The following is a 15,235-nucleotide window of genomic DNA, read 5'->3' as shown; positions in this document are numbered from 1 at the left end:
CGGGACACTTATTGTGCTTGTGGTTTAAACACCGGTTACTGATCACCCGATCACCACTTACCGATTAATTGTTGATATCGTCCAGGGATATTTCTTTCTCTACGGGAACTACGCTGGTCGAATCCGAAGCATTGTGGCGGTTGCAGTCGAGCACGATATCAAGACCTGACGCCGGCCTTTTGAACAGTCCTTTGCCGTAGCCCACTTCCGGATGCTCGTAGACCTTCACCATATACTTGTCCCAGATGGGGCGCGCAGTTTTGCTGCCCTGCCCGAACGTCCAGTTCGGAAAGTGGATGGTGCGTTCGTCGCCGCCTACCCAGGCCCCGGTAACCAGGTTATGGGTGATGCCCATGTACCAGCCGTCAGAAGCATCGTTCGTTGTGCCCGTCTTGCCCCCGATCTCATTATCAACCTTCAGCGAATAGCTTATGCCCCGCGAGCTTCCTCCTTCTTCTTCAACACCACCTTGCAGCATATAGATCATTTTGTAAGCGGTTCGTTCATCGGTTGCCTGTCCTGTTTTGGGTACAAAACTTTCGATCACGTTGCCGTTCTTGTCTTCGATGCGCGTGACGTAGTAAGGCTCGATATGCATGCCGAGGTTCACAAAGCTGCAATAAGCCGATACCATCTCATACAAAGACACATCGCTTGTTCCCAGGGCCAGCGACATTACCGGATCCAACGGACTGGAAATGCCGAGTTGGTTTGCAAATTTCGCAACGTTGGCAGGCCCAACCTTGGCGATCAATTGTGCCGTGACCGAGTTCAGCGACCGCGCCATGGCTACACGCAGGTTCATCTTTTCGCCCGAACCGTAAGTTCCGTCTGAGTTCGGCGGATTCCACACGCCGCCCGGTACTTTGATGGTAGGAGAGATATCGAGCAGCTCGAAGCAGGGCGAGTACCCGTCTTCGATCGCCTTCCCGTAAACAAAAGGTTTGAACGTAGAGCCCGGTTGCCGCGTTCCCTGCTTCACGTGATCGTACTTGAAATATTTGTGGTTGATACCACCTACCCAGGCCTTGATGGCGCCGGTTTCCGGATCCATAGACATCATGCCAGCCTGCAGGAACCAGTTGTAATAACGAAGCGAGTCCATGGAGCTGAACAGCGTATCGCGCTCGCCCTTCCACGAAAATACCGTCATGGGCTTCTTCACGTTCAGCATAATGTTCACTGAGTCGGAATTTTCGCCATAACGCGCTACAAGATTTTTGTAGGTCTCTGTTTTTTTGATCTTCCGCTGAAGGAAATTTTTGATCTCCGCTTTGGTATCCGAATCGGTCCAGGGATTGCTGTTCTTCAGCTTCCACTGGGTTTCGAATTCCTTCTGCAGCTTGGACATGTGTTCGGCCATGGCTTCTTCCGCAAACTGCTGCATGCGGCTGTCAATGGTGGTGTAGATCTTCAAGCCCGACTCCCACAGATCGTAGTTATGGTCTTTGCACCACTTCATGAGAAAGGAGGTTAACACACTCCTGAAGTAAGTGGCCAGGCCCTGGTTTTGATTTTGAACGGAGAACTTCAACTGGATGGGTATGTTCTTCAGTGAGTCGTGTTCTGCTTGTGACTTGATGTAGTTGCGGGCGTAAAGCTTGTACAATACTTCATTGCGTTTACGCAATGCGTTGTTCGGGTTGCGCTGAGGATTGTAAAATGAAGGGTTCTGCAGCATGCCCACGAGCACCGCTGACTCCAGCACGTTAAGGCTGTCTGGCTGTTTTTGAAAATACGTTTCGGCGGCCACCTTGATGCCATAGGCGTTGCTGCTGAACTCGGCCGTGTTCAGGTACATGGTGATGATCTCTTCCTTCGTATAATTCTCTTCGAGCTGTACGGAGATGATCCACTCCTTGGTTTTGCTGACCAGGATCTTCAGCGGACCGCCAACACGGGTGAGTGTGCCATCGAGTTCATCGCCCCTTGTTCTGAAAAGGTTCTTGGCGAGCTGCTGCGTGATGGTGCTTCCGCCGCCACGGTTATTGAATGTCAGCAGGCCCCACAGCACGCGTGGGTAAGCCCAGAAGTCCATGCCGGAGTGATCGTAAAAACGGTGATCTTCTGACAGCAGCAGGGTGTTTACCAGATCGGGCGAAAGCTGTTCGTACGCCACCTGGCTCCTGTTATACCTGAAGTACCTTCCAAGTGATACACCATCGGCAGAAATGAGCTCAGAAGAAAGGTCGTTTTGCGGATTTTCGATCGATTTGAGGCTTGGCATGCCTCCAAATAACCCGAACAGGTCAGCCTTGACCGTATACACATATAGCGGCACGCCGATGACCACACACAAGAAAAGGATCCAGACGGCTTTTATTACTTTTTTGAACCACGGCTTCTGAAGCAAGAGAATGTTATTGGTTTTCCGCCGGGTAGTTTTTTTCGAAGAAGTGGATGTACTCATCAAGACCTTTGGTTCTGTAGAAGATGTCGAAGTTATCTTTGGTTATGACAAAATTATTGAATTTATGGTTTCGCAGCGCGGTTATGGACGGTAGCTTTTCGATGAATGTCTTATAATACGCTACGGCCGTACTGTTCCCGGGAAGGTCCGCCACAAAAGTGAGTGTGTATTCATCGTTGAGCACGAGGTTGCTCGTTTTCAGGTTCAGGTCCCGGTAGTTTTCCCTGTTAAAAGTTTCCAGTGCCGCGGAGGCAACGCCGTCCATCCGCTCGGAGCGTTTGTATACGAGCACGAAATAATGTGTTTCATCCAGCGAAAGGATATACTGGATGCCTTTGCGCTTCTCTTCTGTCTGCTGAAACTGTCGCGAAGCATTCAGTAGCTTTTGAGCATAGGCAGACAGCTCGTGGCCCTCGTGTTGTTTGATGAACTGATCGAGCTCATACTGGTATTTTGAGATGTTCTCGTTCTCGCCCGTAATGAGCACCGAAAGCAGGTCGAGCGAAGCGGTGAACGAAGTTTCTCCCAGGGCCCGCGCTTCAGAAATGGTCTGGCGGGCGGCAGCGTAATCTTTTGCCTGAAAACCTTCATAGGCTACCTTGTACAACTCCTTCTGTTTTTCAACGGCCAGGCTCGATTCCTTCAGGTAAGCCGGGTTGATGAGGATCTTGGCAAAGGTGGAGTTCGGGTGTTTGCTTTTCAACAGCGAGGCATACGTTTCGGCTTTGCCAGGATCACTGTCTTTGTAGATCAGGTACAAGGTGTAAAGCACTTCGGGCTCGTGGGCCGTTTCCGGGAAACGCCGCAGCAAGGTGGTATAGGTCTCCGCGGCATTCTCATTCTCCTGGAGCTTGAAGTAATAGATGTCGCCCAGCTTGAAGTAAGCTTCTTCGATCTTCGCCAATGCATCTTTCACCGCTTCGGGTGTTCGGGGGATCTCTTTGTTGAGACGGTTGTACTCCACATCCACCGGGTCAACTTTGGCATCCGGTGTAGCATTACCAGTGTCTTTAGCCACGGCCGCGCTATCGGTAGCAGTGTCAGCCGTCTGTCGTCCCGCGGTACTTCGCTGCGATCGTCGCCAGTTATCTTCGAGTCTGATGCTGCCCCAGATCCTCACGAACTCGTTCTGTCCGATGGCCATGGCAGAAGGGTTGCCAAAATACCACGCCGTGTTCTCGCCGCTGTCATTATCATTCGAGAACACGTTGTTGTTATCATTGGAGGCGATCTCCACACGGTTGGAGCTTTTTTTCTTCTTCGCGGCCTTCCTGTCTTCAGCCTTCTTACGCGCTGTGAGCACCGTATCGATCCGGGCCCGCAACCCTGCCGAGTCGAGTGAAGAGAGCTCCAGCAGGCTGTCCTGCCATTTGATGGTCTTCAGGTGTTTGACAAATTCGTTGAGGATCTCCGAGCGTGTTTTAATAGCCTGGTAGCCCTCGTAGTCCGTTGGCAGCGATGTGATGGCGCTGTCATAATAAGCCTGTGAGAGCTCGTAGTTGCGCAGCGTGTCATAGTAGATCTCACCCAGCCGGAGGTACGCCTCACCATCGATCCTTTTATTGTTACCACGCCTTACCGACAGGTTGAAGTTTTCGATCGCCTCCGGGATGTTCTTCTGTTTCAGCTCGAAGATGCCCATCTCGTAATAGATCTTGTCATGGAACTCCCTGTTCTTGGAATCTTTCAGCAGCTTCCTGAACGACTTGCGCGCTGCGTTGATGTCGCGGCTCCGGGAGATCTCCGTAACCTGGGCCATATACAGGCGTGCATAAAAATCAACCTCGTATTCAGGATTGGTGGAGATACATTTCTTATAATAGTTATAGGCTTCTGCTTCGAAGCCCAGCTCCTGGTATACCTGGCCGATGATGAAGTAGATCCTTCCCCGCCGGTCGCTCTTTTTCAGCAACGGGTCGGCGCTGGTCAGGTTCCGCACCATGTTATCATAGTCGTTCTGCAGCTGATAGAAGTATGCTTTTTCGAGGTGGAATTTTTTCCTGTTCGACCGGTTCAGCTCCTGCTTTTGCAGGTAGTCAATGGCTGCCTGTGCGTTGTTGAGTTCCTTGTGCTCGATGTACGTGCGGATCAGGTTGACGATGGCAAGATGTTTGGCATCCTTATTCTTGCTTTTGGTATTGACGTGTTTGAAAGTTTGTACAGCGTTGCCCCAGTCGAGGCTGTAAAGGCGGGCTTTGCCTACCAGGATGTAAGCGTCGTCTACCCACTTGCTGTTGGGGTGCCGCTGAATGGCCAGGGACGCCATTTTCACTGCCTCCTGAACTTCCTTATCATAACCTTTTGCCAGCGTTGAATCGAAAGTGGGAAACAACCTCAGGATCCGGTTATAGTCATCCACCTGACTTTTTCGTATGGTCGCCTCGATTTTCCGGATCTCCTCGTTGGCATAATAATAGCCGTTGAAGTGAGCCGTTGTGTTGTGGTAGGCTTTGCTGGTCCAGGTGTTTCTTTCCGACGAGCATGAAGCGGCTATACCAGCAGCCAGCACAAGAAAAAAATATAGGGGCAGTTTTTTCAAATGGCAATTATTAACCTACACAGAAACGCAAAAAACCTGAATTCAATATTATAATCAGGCAGAATATCTAATTTTGCAAAAAAACGGGAATATTTTGAAATGCCTATGCAGCGACTGTCCAACTTCATGAAAAATTCAACGAATTTACAGCGGCTGGTCTTCCATGTATCACCTAAAGGTATGGCCATCTGATGAGACCAAAGAAGACGCTTTCGAGCTGGCTTACCAACCGTTACCAGCTGATCATCCGCAATGAAGAGAACTTCGCCGAGAAGACCAGCGTGGGCTTCACGTATTCCAAGATCATTCTTTTTTCCGTGATCATTTTTATCCTGTTCCTGGTCATCAGCCTTTTCCTGGTGGAGACCGTGCTGGAGAAATGGTTCGACCCGAAGTACGAGCAGATGGTGCTGAACCAGCAGCTATATGGATTGGCCCTTAAGGTGGATTCACTGGCGCTGGAAGTAGACCGCAAGGACAGGTTCATCGCTAACTTTCAGCGTGTGCTGAGCGGCGATACGAGTGATTTTCACGACCCGGCAGAAATATTACGCGGAGAGACCCAACCGCTCACCAGCAAGCCGGCGGCACTTAAGCTCGAGCCCGTTGACTCGGCTTTCAGAAGAGACTTTGAAAGGTCTGACCTCTCGCTCATTACCCTGGCCAATGTCAAAAACCGCGAGCTGCAGGAGACATTTTTCTTCTCACCCATCGCGGGTTTTATCTCGGATCGTTACAATGTGAAGAAGAGTCACTTCGGTGTAGACATCGTGGCCAAGACCAACGAGCCGGTGAAGTGTATTGCAGACGGCACCGTGATCTTCTCTGACTGGACCCAGGATGGAGGATGGGTGCTCATGATCCAGCACAGCGCCAACCTGATATCGGTTTACAAGCACAATGCTGAACTTTATAAAAAACTTGGTACATTTGTCAACGCAGGCGAAATAATCTCTATAGTTGGAAACAGCGGAGAAATGACCAATGGCCCACACTTGCACTTCGAGCTGTGGTATAATGGCAACTCGCTGAACCCGGAAGAATTCGTCACTTTTTAAACTAAACAACTTATGTTCACTTCTAAAGAAGAAAAACGCGTAGCCGAAGAGATCAGCAACTCAAGCAACACCATCGGTAAAGGTACCTTTCTGGAAGGTAATGTAGAGACTTACGGTAACATCCGCATCGAAGGAAAGATCACCGGTAATGTCAAATCAAAATCCAAAATCGTGCTGGGTCCTTCTTCGCAGGTACACGGTAACATCACTTCTCAGAATGCAGACATTGAAGGCGAAGTAAAGGGCAAGATAGAGATAGCGGAGCTGCTGGTGCTCAAGGCCACCGCGGTGATCAACGGCGATATCTCTACCGGCAAGCTGGTGGTGGAGCCAGGCGCTGTCTTCAACGGAGGCTGTAAAATGGGTGCAGCTGTAAAAGACATTAAAATCAGCGAAAATGGCGCAGTTACCCGATCCCTCTCGTCCCAACAAGAAGTTAAATCAATATAATAGTTACCTTAAATACAGTGGCCTGGCGGTGCAGCTTCTGGCAACCATTGCCGTTTGCGGCTGGCTCGGTTACAAGGTAGACCAGTGGCTTGGGCTCAAGTATCCCATCTTTATGCTATGCCTTGGCCTCGCCGGATTTGCAGGCACCATCTACCAGGTATACAAGTCCATTAATCGCGAGTAATTTTGTTCAGGTTCTTTATTGCACTTTTGCTGACCGCGGCTGTTATCGCCGCAACCGTGCTGCTGGCGGCCTCTTCCGGATACTTTGCGAAGCCTTCCTTTTTCCTGAAAACGCTCATCCTCCTCACTTTCGCTACGGGAATGATCTATGTTTACCTGTATAAGGCAAATAAACCCGAATTCTTCCTGCAGTTATACTTACTAACTATGGTGGTGAAACTGCTTGCCTACTGTGCCTATAACCTGGTGATGATCATCAGCGATAGGGCCGCGGCTACCGGCAATGTGGTGTTTTTTATGGTCACTTATTTCGTATTCACCATACTGGAGGTAGGGTTCCTGTACCGCAAAATTACCGGCAGGGATCAGCGGTAAATTGGGGGGCAAAAAAGTTTTAAAAGATTTTTTTGTGGAGCTATTATTAATACCTTTGCGGTCGGATTTTAAAACCTTAGGAAAAACCCTAAATGACCGCGTTTCTCAACAAATTCAGCCGATTTTCGTTTGTTCTGACACTCCTTTTTCTGGGTGTTTTTTCCACCGGTTTGAAGGCATCTGAAAAGGCCGACGACCAGGGTGAAAAGTTCAATGCAAGCCAGGTGATCCTGCACCACGTGATGGATGACCATATCTGGCATTTGTGGGAGGGACACAATGGCACGATCTACCTGCCGGTTATCGTTTATTCATCTGAAAGAGGTCTTGATATTTTCTCATCGCATCATTTCTATGACGAGCATCACAACACCGTAGAATACAACGGCTACAAGCTCGATCACAATCATATTTATCTGGCCGATTCACACAAGGCGGTGCTCGATCTGTCGATCACCAAGAATGTGGCCATGCTTTTTATCAACGCCGCGCTGTTGCTGCTTGTTTTTTCAGCGGTATCGAGATCGTACCGTAAAAATGAAGGCAGGGCACCCAGCGGTGTGCAGTCATTCTTCGAGCCGGTGATCCTGTTTGTACGCGATGAGGTGGTGAAACCGAACATCGGCCCGCGTTACGAGAAGTTCCTGCCGTACATGCTCACGCTGTTCTTCTTTATCCTTTTCGGAAACCTGCTCGGCCTGTTGCCGGGTGCGGGTAACCTGACCGGAAATATCGCCGTGACGTTTGTGCTGGCCATCCTTACCTTTTTGATCACAAATTTCAGCGCCAACAAAGCTTACTGGGCGCACATCTTCTGGACACCCGGTGTTCCGCTTCCGCTGAGGCTGATCATTCTGCCGGTGGAGATCGTAGGCATTTTTACAAAACCGCTTTCGTTGATGGTGCGTCTTTTTGTGGCCATCACTGCCGGTCACATTGTATTGTTGAGCCTCATTTGCCTCGCCTTCATTTTCAAAAGCATGGCCGTGGGCGCGGGTTCAACGGTGATGGTATTGTTTATTAGTTTGATCGAGTTGCTGGTTGCCGGTATCCAGGCTTATGTGTTTACATTGTTCTCGTCATTGTACATAGGCATGGCCATCGCTGATCATGACCATGACGATCATCATTAAAAGGAATTTAAGATATCTCTGACGGGTCACCCGGCAGGGTTTGTTTCACTTAACTATATACACAATTATGTTATTAGCAATTTTGTTAGACATCAGCTATGCAATCATGGGTGCTGGCATCGGTGCTGGTCTGGCTGCAATTGGCGCTGGAATCGGTATCGGCCGCATTGGTGGCTCTGCGATGGAAGGTATGGCACGTCAACCTGAAGCTTCTGGTAAGATTCAAGGTGCGATGTTGATCATTGCCGCTCTTATCGAGGTGGCTGCTCTTTTCGCCCTTGTAATTTGCCTGCTGATCTCTCAGCTTCAAGGCTAAAAAAACTCAGGAACCTGCTTTCGGCAATAGGCCGGGCAGGTTTCTTACTTTATTTGAAACGATCTGATAAAATATAACTATGGAACTTCTCACCCCCGGAACGGGCCTGATCATTTGGCAGCTTATAGTTTTTGTGCTTTTGGTGCTCCTGCTTTCCAAGCTTGCCTGGAAGCCGATCATCAACTCATTGAAAGAGCGCGAGCGTTCCATCCAGGACGCCCTTGACACTGCCGAGAAAGCAAGGCATGAAATGTCACAGCTGCGGTCAGACAACGAGCGCCTGCTGAAGGAGGCCCGCGAAGAGCGTGAAAGGATCCTGCGCGAGGCCCGCGAAGTGGCCAACCGCATGAAAGATGAAGCGCAGCACGATGCCAAGAAAACTGCCGATAAGATCATCGAAGATGCCAAGGCAGCCATCAACATCGAAAAACAGGCCGCGCTGAAAGAAGTGAGGATCCAGGTTTCCATGTTCGCGCTCGACATCGCCGAGAAGCTCATGAAGAAAAACCTTTCCGGAGACAAGGCTCAGAAAGACCTCGTTGAAGGCTATATCAAAGACTTAAAGATCAACTAAGATCATGGCAGACTCAAGAGCAGTATCGCGTTATGTGAAGTCTCTCCTCGACCTCGCCCTCGAGCAGAAGGTGCTGGAGAACGTGCATAATGACATGATCTTCTTTTCAAAAACGTATAACGAAAGCAAGGACTTTGCGCTGATGTTGCGCAGCCCGGTGATCCCGCACGACAAGAAAAGGGAGATCCTGTCGAAGATCTTCAAAGGCAAGGTGAACAACCTGACCATGTCTTTCTTCGACATCATTACCAGGAAAAACCGTGAACCCCTGCTGGGCGCTATTGCGAAAGAATTCCACAATGCCTACAACGAGCACAAGGGTATCGGAAAAGCCACGATCACATCGGCAGTTCCCCTCGATGCAAAGCTGCGCGCTGAGTTCGAGAACCTCGTGAAAGCATACAGCGAAAAGAAACAGGTGGAGCTCGAAGAGCGTGTAGACCCCGAGATGATCGGCGGATTTGTATTGAAGGTAGGCGACCGTCAGATCGACGCCTCCATCAAGAACAAGATCAAGACATTAAAAATGAAGTTTAGTCAGAACCCCTATATAAAAGAATATTAATCTCTTAATTACTATGGCAGAGATCAGACCTGAAGAAGTATCAGCAATTTTACGTGAGCAGCTCTCACAAGCCCGCACCGATGCACAATTGGAAGAAGTTGGTACTGTGCTTACCGTTGGCGACGGTGTAGCCCGTGTTTATGGTTTAACACAAGCTCAGGCCGGGGAGCTGATCGAGTTTGAAACAGGACTGAAAGGTCTCGTGCTCAACCTTGAAGAAGACAACGTCGGCGCAGTATTGTTAGGAGATTACAGAGATATACGCGAGGGCGCAACCGTTAAGCGTACCGGCCAGATCGCTTCCGTAAAAGTTGGCGATGGCATGCTGGGCCGCGTGGTAGATACCCTCGGAAACCCTGTTGACGGCAAAGGACCCCTCAGCGGTCAGCTTTATGAGATGCCCCTGGAGAGAAAAGCTCCTGGCGTGATCTTCCGTCAGCCGGTGAACGAGCCCCTGCAAACCGGTATCAAGGCGATCGACTCCATGATCCCGATCGGTCGTGGCCAGCGCGAGCTGATCATCGGCGACCGCCAGACAGGTAAAACTGCTGTGGCCCTCGATGCCATCGTAAACCAGAAAGAGTTCTATGAAAAAGGCGAGCCCGTGTTGTGTATCTATGTGGCTGTTGGCCAGAAGAACTCAACCGTAGCCAACGTTGCTGCCGCCCTCGAAAAGGCTGGTGCAATGCCTTATACCGTGATCGTTACCGCTTCGGCGTCAGATCCCGCTCCCATGCAGTTCTTCGCACCTTTCACCGGTGCGGCGATCGGCGAATTCTTCCGCGACACCGGCCGTCCTGCGCTGGTGATCTATGACGACCTGTCTAAGCAGGCTGTTGCTTACCGCGAAGTATCGCTGCTGCTGAGAAGGCCTCCGGGACGTGAAGCATATCCTGGTGACGTGTTCTACCTGCACTCACGCCTGCTGGAAAGAGCCGCCAAGATCATCAACAACGATGCGATCGCGAAAAACATGAACGACCTCCCTGCCTCTATCAAATCACTGGTGAAAGGCGGCGGATCGTTAACAGCGCTTCCGATCATTGAAACCCAGGCGGGTGACGTATCAGCATACATCCCGACCAACGTGATCTCCATCACCGATGGTCAGATCTTCCTCGAGACCAACCTCTTCAACTCCGGTATCCGTCCTGCCATCAACGTAGGTATCTCCGTATCGCGTGTGGGTGGTTCGGCTCAGATCAAGTCGATGAAGAAAGTTGCCGGTACGCTGAAGCTTGACCAGGCCCAGTTCCGCGAGCTCGAAGCTTTCGCGAAGTTCGGCTCTGACCTCGATGCCGCTACCAAGCTTACCATCGAGCGTGGAAGAAGGAACACCGAAATCCTCAAGCAAGACCAGTACGCGCCCGTTCCTGTTGAAGAGCAGGTGGCGATCATCACGGCCTCAACCCGCGGTTTCATGGACAAAGTGCCTGTGAACAAGGTAAAACAGTTCGAGAAAGAATTCATCGAGCTGATGCGCGGAAGCCATGCCGATGTACTGAAGAACCTGCGCGCAGGTAAATTTGAAGATGCCGATGTCAACACCATCAAGAAAGTGGCCGTTGATCTCGCCAGCCGATACAACTAAGATCAGTCGTAAAGAAGCAGCATATTTTTAACGATAAGAGATGCCCAGTTTAAAGGAAGTTAAAAACAGGATCACTTCAGTGATGTCTACGCAGCAGATCACCAAAGCCATGAAAATGGTGGCGGCGGCAAAGTTGCGTAAGTCGCAGGAACGGATCATCCAGATGAGGCCGTTTGCGCTGAAGCTGAACTCCATTCTGAAGAACCTTTCTGCCGCCCAGCTTAATGCCGATGGCGACAACTGGTACAGCCACGTTCGTGAAGAGAAGAAGATCCTGATCGTTGCCGTAAGCTCAGACCGCGGTCTTTGCGGATCCTTTAACAGCAGCGTCTTCAAGGGTGTGAACCGCCTCATCGACGAGAAATATGCCGACCAGTTCAGGAAAGGCAATGTTACCGTGCTGGCCATTGGTAGAAAGTCTGCTGATTATTTCGGCAAACGCAAGTGCTCACTGGTAAGCGATTACACCGGTATCTTCGGCAACCTCGCGTTCGACAATGTTGCACGCGCAGCGGAGTACATCATGCAAGGCTTCCAGGAAGGCAAGTATGACAAGGTAGAGCTGGTTTACAACGAGTTCAAGAACGTAGCCACGCAGGTGCTCAGAACAGAGCAGTTCCTGCCCATATTGCCTCCTGCAAAAGACAATACCGCAAGCCAGGTAGACTACATCTATCAGCCCAGCCAGGAAGAGATCATCACCGGCCTCATCCCCAAGTCGCTGAAGGTGCAGCTGTACAAGGCGGTGCTGGATTCAAACGCAGCAGAGAACGGTGCGCGGATGACAGCCATGGACAAAGCTACCGAGAACGCAGGCGAGCTTCTGAAGCAGCTGAAGCTTACATACAACAGAACGCGTCAGGCAGCCATTACCAAAGAGATCCTCGAGATCGTGGGTGGTGCCGAAGCATTGAAGTCAGCATAATACAGTTTCTTTATAAATTTGTAAAAGAGACGCCATTACCTGCGTCTCTTTTTTTATGCACAGGATCATCCGATTATATCGCCTGTTCAACATCCTGAGCCTCGATATCGTGGCAGGAGCGGTGATCAGCGCGATGTTCTTTGCAAAGCTGCTGGGCGTGGCCATCCTGTCATACGGTCTCATGGCGCTGGGCCTCACGGTATGGATCATCTACACGGCAGATCACCTGCGCGATGCGAAAGCCATTGGTAAACAAGCCGCCTCTGAGCGTCACCGGTTCCATCAAAAACATTTCATGGTGTTGTTCGTGCTGATGGTGGTTGCGCTGGCCGCCGATACCATCATCATCTTTTTCATCCGCAAGCAGGTCTTCATGTGGGGCCTGTTCCTGGCAGCGCTGGTGGCCGTTTATCTTTTAGGGCAGCGATACCTGAAGTTTTTGAAAGAGATCTTCATCGCTGTATTGTACACCGCGGGTGTGTTGCTTCCATCGCTCTCTGTTACTAAGCTTTCCATCACTTCAGTTCACATGGTGCTCATCATGCAGTTCGGGCTCACGGCGCTGACAAACCTGCTGATGTTCTCGTGGTTCGACAGCGACACCGATACGGCCGACAAGCTCAGCTCATTTGTAACCGTGCTGGGCAGGCGTTTCACCGCCTATTGCATCTGGACATTACTGGTGGTGAACTTTGCGCTGGGTGTTGTACTTTGTCTCACCAGTGGCTGCAGCGGGCCAGTTTTTATTTTCTGGGCCATGAATGCAGTACTGTTGCTGATCTTTATTTTCCGTCACAAGCTGGTGCCCTACTACCGGCTCACGGGTGACGCGGTGTTCCTGATCCCCGGAATCTATCTGTTATGAGATCGCTGAACAGCTTCAACAAAGTGGCCGGTGTTTACGACGCGCTGGCACATGTGGTGTTCGGAAAAAGCCTGGACAAGGCGCAGCGCTTTTACCTGGATAACATACCACCTCACAGCAAGGTGCTGATCATCGGCGGTGGCACGGGGCAGCTCTTGCATGTATTGCTCGACCTGAACCCTTCATGCGAGGTGTGGTATGTAGAGGCTTCTTCTTCCATGATCGCGCAGAGCCGCAGAAAGATCAGCGATGCGCAGGGCAGCCGGGTTCATTTTATTCATGGCACCCAGCAGAACATTCCCGAAGGCCTTCTGTACGATGCTGTGATCACGCATTTTTTTCTCGATCTGTTCACCGCCCCGGCACTGGACGAAGTGATCCGTAGCATACAACCGCACCTGCAGCATAACGCGGTGTGGCTCGCCTGTGATTTTGTGGATGGTGGGAAATGGTGGCAGCGTTTGTTGCTGCGCATGATGTATCTGTTCTTCAGGATCACCTGCAGCCTGGATACAAGACAGCTTCCGCCATGGCAGCTGAAGCTGAGCCTTCATGGATTGGTGGAAGTGAAGGCTGCGTCTTTTTTTGGTTCTTTTATCAGGAGCGCTGTGCTGGTGAGAAGAACAGCTCAGTGAAGCATCATGGTGTCTTTGCCAACCTGCTGAACGAGCTCCGCTTTCTCTTCCATCAGCTTGATGATCTTGCGCAGGTAGTCGATCTCTTTTTTCGCCAGCTCGAGCTGACGCAGGTGTTCGGTATTTTCCTGCGAAAGTTTTTTGAGCTCAGCCACCTGGAGAACGTCGCCCGTCTCGGAGCTGGAAATATAGTACTGGAAGAAGTTGTGGTTCAACACCTGTGAGATCTTCAGCAGCAGCCCCGTGTCGAGGTGACGCTTCTTGAAGATCCTGTACACGTTCTGCCTCACGGTGCCAAGCTCATCAGCAAAATCCGTGAGTTTCATATTCTGATGATCAAATACTTCTTTGATTTTGTGTCCGATTTCCACCGCCATAACGTATAAGCATTTGTGTTCTATAAAGATATGTAAAATATAAGTTTACACTGGACTACTTCAGAGCCAGTTTTGTAACTAATATTTTTACAAAAGACAAAAAAACCGCTTAAAAACCCTTAAAACCATGAGTTTTGTTGAATCAACTGAAGCCCTGAGCAGTTTACAAAACATGATCAAGCCTTTTTACAAGGATGAGTATGCCACCATCGAGCTGGACGACTCCATTCCGTGCGTAAAGCTTACGCTGAATGGTGTGCCCCGATACAGTGAGCATTACAACTTTGTCCAGTCAAAAAGGATCGAGCTTGTAAACCGTGAGATCGGGAACTACCAGAGGCTGCACCTGCTCACCGACAGCCGCACTGCCGGGCCAGTTCTTGACGAGGACGTTGAACACTTCAAGACCCATGTGCTTCCAGCCATGGAACAGGCAGGGGTCCGCTACCTCGCCATTGTTATGCCCAGCAGCAAATTCACACAACTCACTATAAAAGAGATGACACAGCACGCGCAGGTAATGACTATCCGCTATTTCGAATCAATGCGCGAAGCGAGGCTGTGGCTGAGGAAAATTGGTGATCAGTAATCGGTGATCAGTAATCTGTACATCTCACAAAACCGATTACCGAATACCTGATTACCGATTACTTCTCAGACGGGTTTTTCTTTCCCGCCAGCAATTTTTCGATGGTACTGGCCAGGCGTTTTTCACGGGTATCTTCTTTCTTGGCAGAGCTCACCCAAACGGCGTACTCTTTTCTGTTGGTATAAGAAAGCGTGTTGAAGAATTTTTCTGCTTTGGGCGATCGTTTCAACGCGTGCTGGAGATCCTGCGGAACGTCTACCACGCGTTCTTCCGTGTCGCGCTCCAGTATTACCTTCACTTTGTCTCCGGCCTGTTTGCCAATGGCCTGGCGAATATCTTTTCTCAGGCCGATGATGTGGCAGCCTGTGCCCATGTTCGCCAGCACGCCGCGGTAAGGATGGTCGTCGAACCACGCTTTCACTTTTACCTGGCCACGGGTGCCATATACTTTTTCGACATCAAAAGGAATAGCGATGTAAGCAGTGTCCATTCCATCATCGGGCTTTTCGATCAGGGCTGTAAAACTCTTTCGTCCGCTTGCTTCACCTGTTTTATTCATACATCTGTTTTTTTCAGTTGAAAATATCGCATGATATGCTTACCCGAATATAGAAAGGGCTTGGCTGCATCCATGTATCGAAAATTGCTTT

The 15,235-nt window shown here is 50.2% G+C and carries 17 protein-coding genes; 13 read left to right on the top strand and 4 right to left on the bottom strand.

What is annotated here, in order from left to right; translation table 11 throughout:
- Positions 1-64 precede the first annotated feature (64 nt).
- Both KK083_RS23255 and porW read right to left on the bottom strand, forming a co-directional pair.
- Complete coding sequence (locus KK083_RS23255) at positions 65-2,410, bottom strand: transglycosylase domain-containing protein (RefSeq protein ID WP_254168016.1); 2,346 nt, start codon at positions 2,408-2,410, stop codon at positions 65-67.
- The gene (gene porW / locus KK083_RS23250) at positions 2,361-4,949 is read right to left on the bottom strand and encodes a type IX secretion system periplasmic lipoprotein PorW/SprE (protein ID WP_254168015.1); all 2,589 of its coding nucleotides are present in this window, start codon (positions 4,947-4,949) and stop codon (positions 2,361-2,363) included. Before porW ends, KK083_RS23255 begins: the two co-directional genes overlap by 50 nt.
- 191 nt (positions 4,950-5,140) lie before the next feature.
- Here porW and KK083_RS23245 point away from each other — a divergent pair, with 191 nt between their 5' ends.
- From KK083_RS23245 to KK083_RS23190, 12 genes are all read left to right on the top strand, one after another.
- Positions 5,141-6,007, top strand: a complete 867-nt coding sequence (locus KK083_RS23245; RefSeq protein ID WP_254168014.1) for a M23 family metallopeptidase — start codon at positions 5,141-5,143, stop codon at positions 6,005-6,007.
- A gap of 12 nt (positions 6,008-6,019) precedes the next feature.
- A complete protein-coding gene (locus tag KK083_RS23240) occupies positions 6,020-6,457 on the top strand; it encodes a bactofilin family protein (protein ID WP_254168013.1) in 438 nt (145 codons plus the stop codon).
- The gene (locus KK083_RS23235) at positions 6,405-6,641 is read left to right on the top strand and encodes an AtpZ/AtpI family protein (protein ID WP_262899594.1); all 237 of its coding nucleotides are present in this window, start codon (positions 6,405-6,407) and stop codon (positions 6,639-6,641) included. Before KK083_RS23240 ends, KK083_RS23235 begins: the two co-directional genes overlap by 53 nt.
- Positions 6,642-6,643: 2 nt before the next feature.
- Positions 6,644-7,015, top strand: coding sequence for a hypothetical protein (locus tag KK083_RS23230; protein ID WP_254168010.1), 372 nt, complete (start codon positions 6,644-6,646; stop codon positions 7,013-7,015).
- A 92-nt stretch (positions 7,016-7,107) separates the two neighbouring features.
- Positions 7,108-8,148, top strand: a complete 1,041-nt coding sequence (atpB, locus tag KK083_RS23225) for a F0F1 ATP synthase subunit A (RefSeq protein ID WP_254168008.1) — start codon at positions 7,108-7,110, stop codon at positions 8,146-8,148.
- Positions 8,149-8,215: 67 nt separating this feature from the next.
- The gene (atpE, locus tag KK083_RS23220; RefSeq protein WP_262899593.1) at positions 8,216-8,464 is read left to right on the top strand and encodes an ATP synthase F0 subunit C; all 249 of its coding nucleotides are present in this window, start codon (positions 8,216-8,218) and stop codon (positions 8,462-8,464) included.
- A 79-nt stretch (positions 8,465-8,543) separates the two neighbouring features.
- On the top strand, positions 8,544-9,038 hold the full coding sequence (gene atpF, locus KK083_RS23215) for a F0F1 ATP synthase subunit B (RefSeq protein ID WP_254168006.1): 495 nt from the start codon (positions 8,544-8,546) through the stop codon (positions 9,036-9,038).
- Positions 9,039-9,042: 4 nt separating this feature from the next.
- On the top strand, positions 9,043-9,603 hold the full coding sequence (atpH, locus tag KK083_RS23210) for an ATP synthase F1 subunit delta (RefSeq protein ID WP_254168005.1): 561 nt from the start codon (positions 9,043-9,045) through the stop codon (positions 9,601-9,603).
- 13 nt (positions 9,604-9,616) lie between these two features.
- A complete protein-coding gene (atpA, locus tag KK083_RS23205; RefSeq protein WP_254168003.1) occupies positions 9,617-11,194 on the top strand; it encodes a F0F1 ATP synthase subunit alpha in 1,578 nt (525 codons plus the stop codon).
- 40 nt (positions 11,195-11,234) lie between these two features.
- Positions 11,235-12,119 carry an ATP synthase F1 subunit gamma gene (gene atpG / locus KK083_RS23200; RefSeq protein ID WP_254168001.1) on the top strand — a complete coding sequence of 295 codons (885 nt, stop codon included), beginning with the start codon at positions 11,235-11,237 and terminating at the stop codon, positions 12,117-12,119.
- Between the two features lie 55 nt (positions 12,120-12,174).
- On the top strand, positions 12,175-12,984 hold the full coding sequence (locus KK083_RS23195; RefSeq protein WP_254167999.1) for a hypothetical protein: 810 nt from the start codon (positions 12,175-12,177) through the stop codon (positions 12,982-12,984).
- Positions 12,981-13,619, top strand: coding sequence for a class I SAM-dependent methyltransferase (locus KK083_RS23190; protein WP_254167998.1), 639 nt, complete (start codon positions 12,981-12,983; stop codon positions 13,617-13,619). The genes KK083_RS23195 and KK083_RS23190 overlap by 4 nt, the downstream gene beginning before the upstream one ends.
- Here the strand turns inward: KK083_RS23190 and KK083_RS23185 are convergent.
- Positions 13,613-13,945 carry a hypothetical protein gene (locus KK083_RS23185; RefSeq protein WP_254167997.1) on the bottom strand — a complete coding sequence of 111 codons (333 nt, stop codon included), beginning with the start codon at positions 13,943-13,945 and terminating at the stop codon, positions 13,613-13,615. The two genes, KK083_RS23190 and KK083_RS23185, sit on opposite strands and share 7 nt — an antisense overlap.
- 178 nt (positions 13,946-14,123) lie before the next feature.
- Between KK083_RS23185 and KK083_RS23180 the strand changes: the two genes are divergently transcribed.
- Complete coding sequence (locus KK083_RS23180; RefSeq protein WP_254167996.1) at positions 14,124-14,585, top strand: STAS/SEC14 domain-containing protein; 462 nt, start codon at positions 14,124-14,126, stop codon at positions 14,583-14,585.
- Positions 14,586-14,643: 58 nt separating this feature from the next.
- On the opposite strand, the gene KK083_RS23175 is transcribed toward KK083_RS23180, so the two are convergent.
- Complete coding sequence (locus KK083_RS23175) at positions 14,644-15,144, bottom strand: YdeI/OmpD-associated family protein (RefSeq protein ID WP_254167995.1); 501 nt, start codon at positions 15,142-15,144, stop codon at positions 14,644-14,646.
- Between the last annotated feature and the right edge of the window lie 91 nt (positions 15,145-15,235).

It is taken from the genome of Chryseosolibacter histidinae, from assembly GCF_018598225.1.
Classification (GTDB): Bacteria; Bacteroidota; Bacteroidia; order Cytophagales; family Cyclobacteriaceae; genus Chryseosolibacter; species Chryseosolibacter histidini.
Note: the sequence above shows the minus strand (reverse complement) of the source record. Positions and strands in the feature narration are given on the sequence as shown.

Excerpts from the sequence above, each read along its gene's own strand:
- KK083_RS23255 (WP_254168016.1), bottom strand. The coding sequence starts at position 2,410 with ATGAGTACATCCACTTCTTCGAAAAAAACTACCCGGCGGAAAACCAAT.
- KK083_RS23245 (WP_254168014.1), top strand. The coding sequence starts at position 5,141 with ATGAGACCAAAGAAGACGCTTTCGAGCTGGCTTACCAACCGTTACCAG.
- KK083_RS23240 (WP_254168013.1), top strand. The coding sequence starts at position 6,020 with ATGTTCACTTCTAAAGAAGAAAAACGCGTAGCCGAAGAGATCAGCAAC.
- KK083_RS23235 (WP_262899594.1), top strand. The coding sequence starts at position 6,405 with ATGGCGCAGTTACCCGATCCCTCTCGTCCCAACAAGAAGTTAAATCAA.
- atpB (WP_254168008.1), top strand. The coding sequence starts at position 7,108 with ATGACCGCGTTTCTCAACAAATTCAGCCGATTTTCGTTTGTTCTGACA.
- atpE (WP_262899593.1), top strand. The coding sequence starts at position 8,216 with ATGTTATTAGCAATTTTGTTAGACATCAGCTATGCAATCATGGGTGCT.
- atpF (WP_254168006.1), top strand. The coding sequence starts at position 8,544 with ATGGAACTTCTCACCCCCGGAACGGGCCTGATCATTTGGCAGCTTATA.
- atpH (WP_254168005.1), top strand. The coding sequence starts at position 9,043 with ATGGCAGACTCAAGAGCAGTATCGCGTTATGTGAAGTCTCTCCTCGAC.
- atpA (WP_254168003.1), top strand. The coding sequence starts at position 9,617 with ATGGCAGAGATCAGACCTGAAGAAGTATCAGCAATTTTACGTGAGCAG.
- atpG (WP_254168001.1), top strand. The coding sequence starts at position 11,235 with ATGCCCAGTTTAAAGGAAGTTAAAAACAGGATCACTTCAGTGATGTCT.
- KK083_RS23195 (WP_254167999.1), top strand. The coding sequence starts at position 12,175 with ATGCACAGGATCATCCGATTATATCGCCTGTTCAACATCCTGAGCCTC.
- KK083_RS23190 (WP_254167998.1), top strand. The coding sequence starts at position 12,981 with ATGAGATCGCTGAACAGCTTCAACAAAGTGGCCGGTGTTTACGACGCG.
- KK083_RS23185 (WP_254167997.1), bottom strand. The coding sequence starts at position 13,945 with ATGAAACTCACGGATTTTGCTGATGAGCTTGGCACCGTGAGGCAGAAC.
- KK083_RS23180 (WP_254167996.1), top strand. The coding sequence starts at position 14,124 with ATGAGTTTTGTTGAATCAACTGAAGCCCTGAGCAGTTTACAAAACATG.
- KK083_RS23175 (WP_254167995.1), bottom strand. The coding sequence starts at position 15,144 with ATGAATAAAACAGGTGAAGCAAGCGGACGAAAGAGTTTTACAGCCCTG.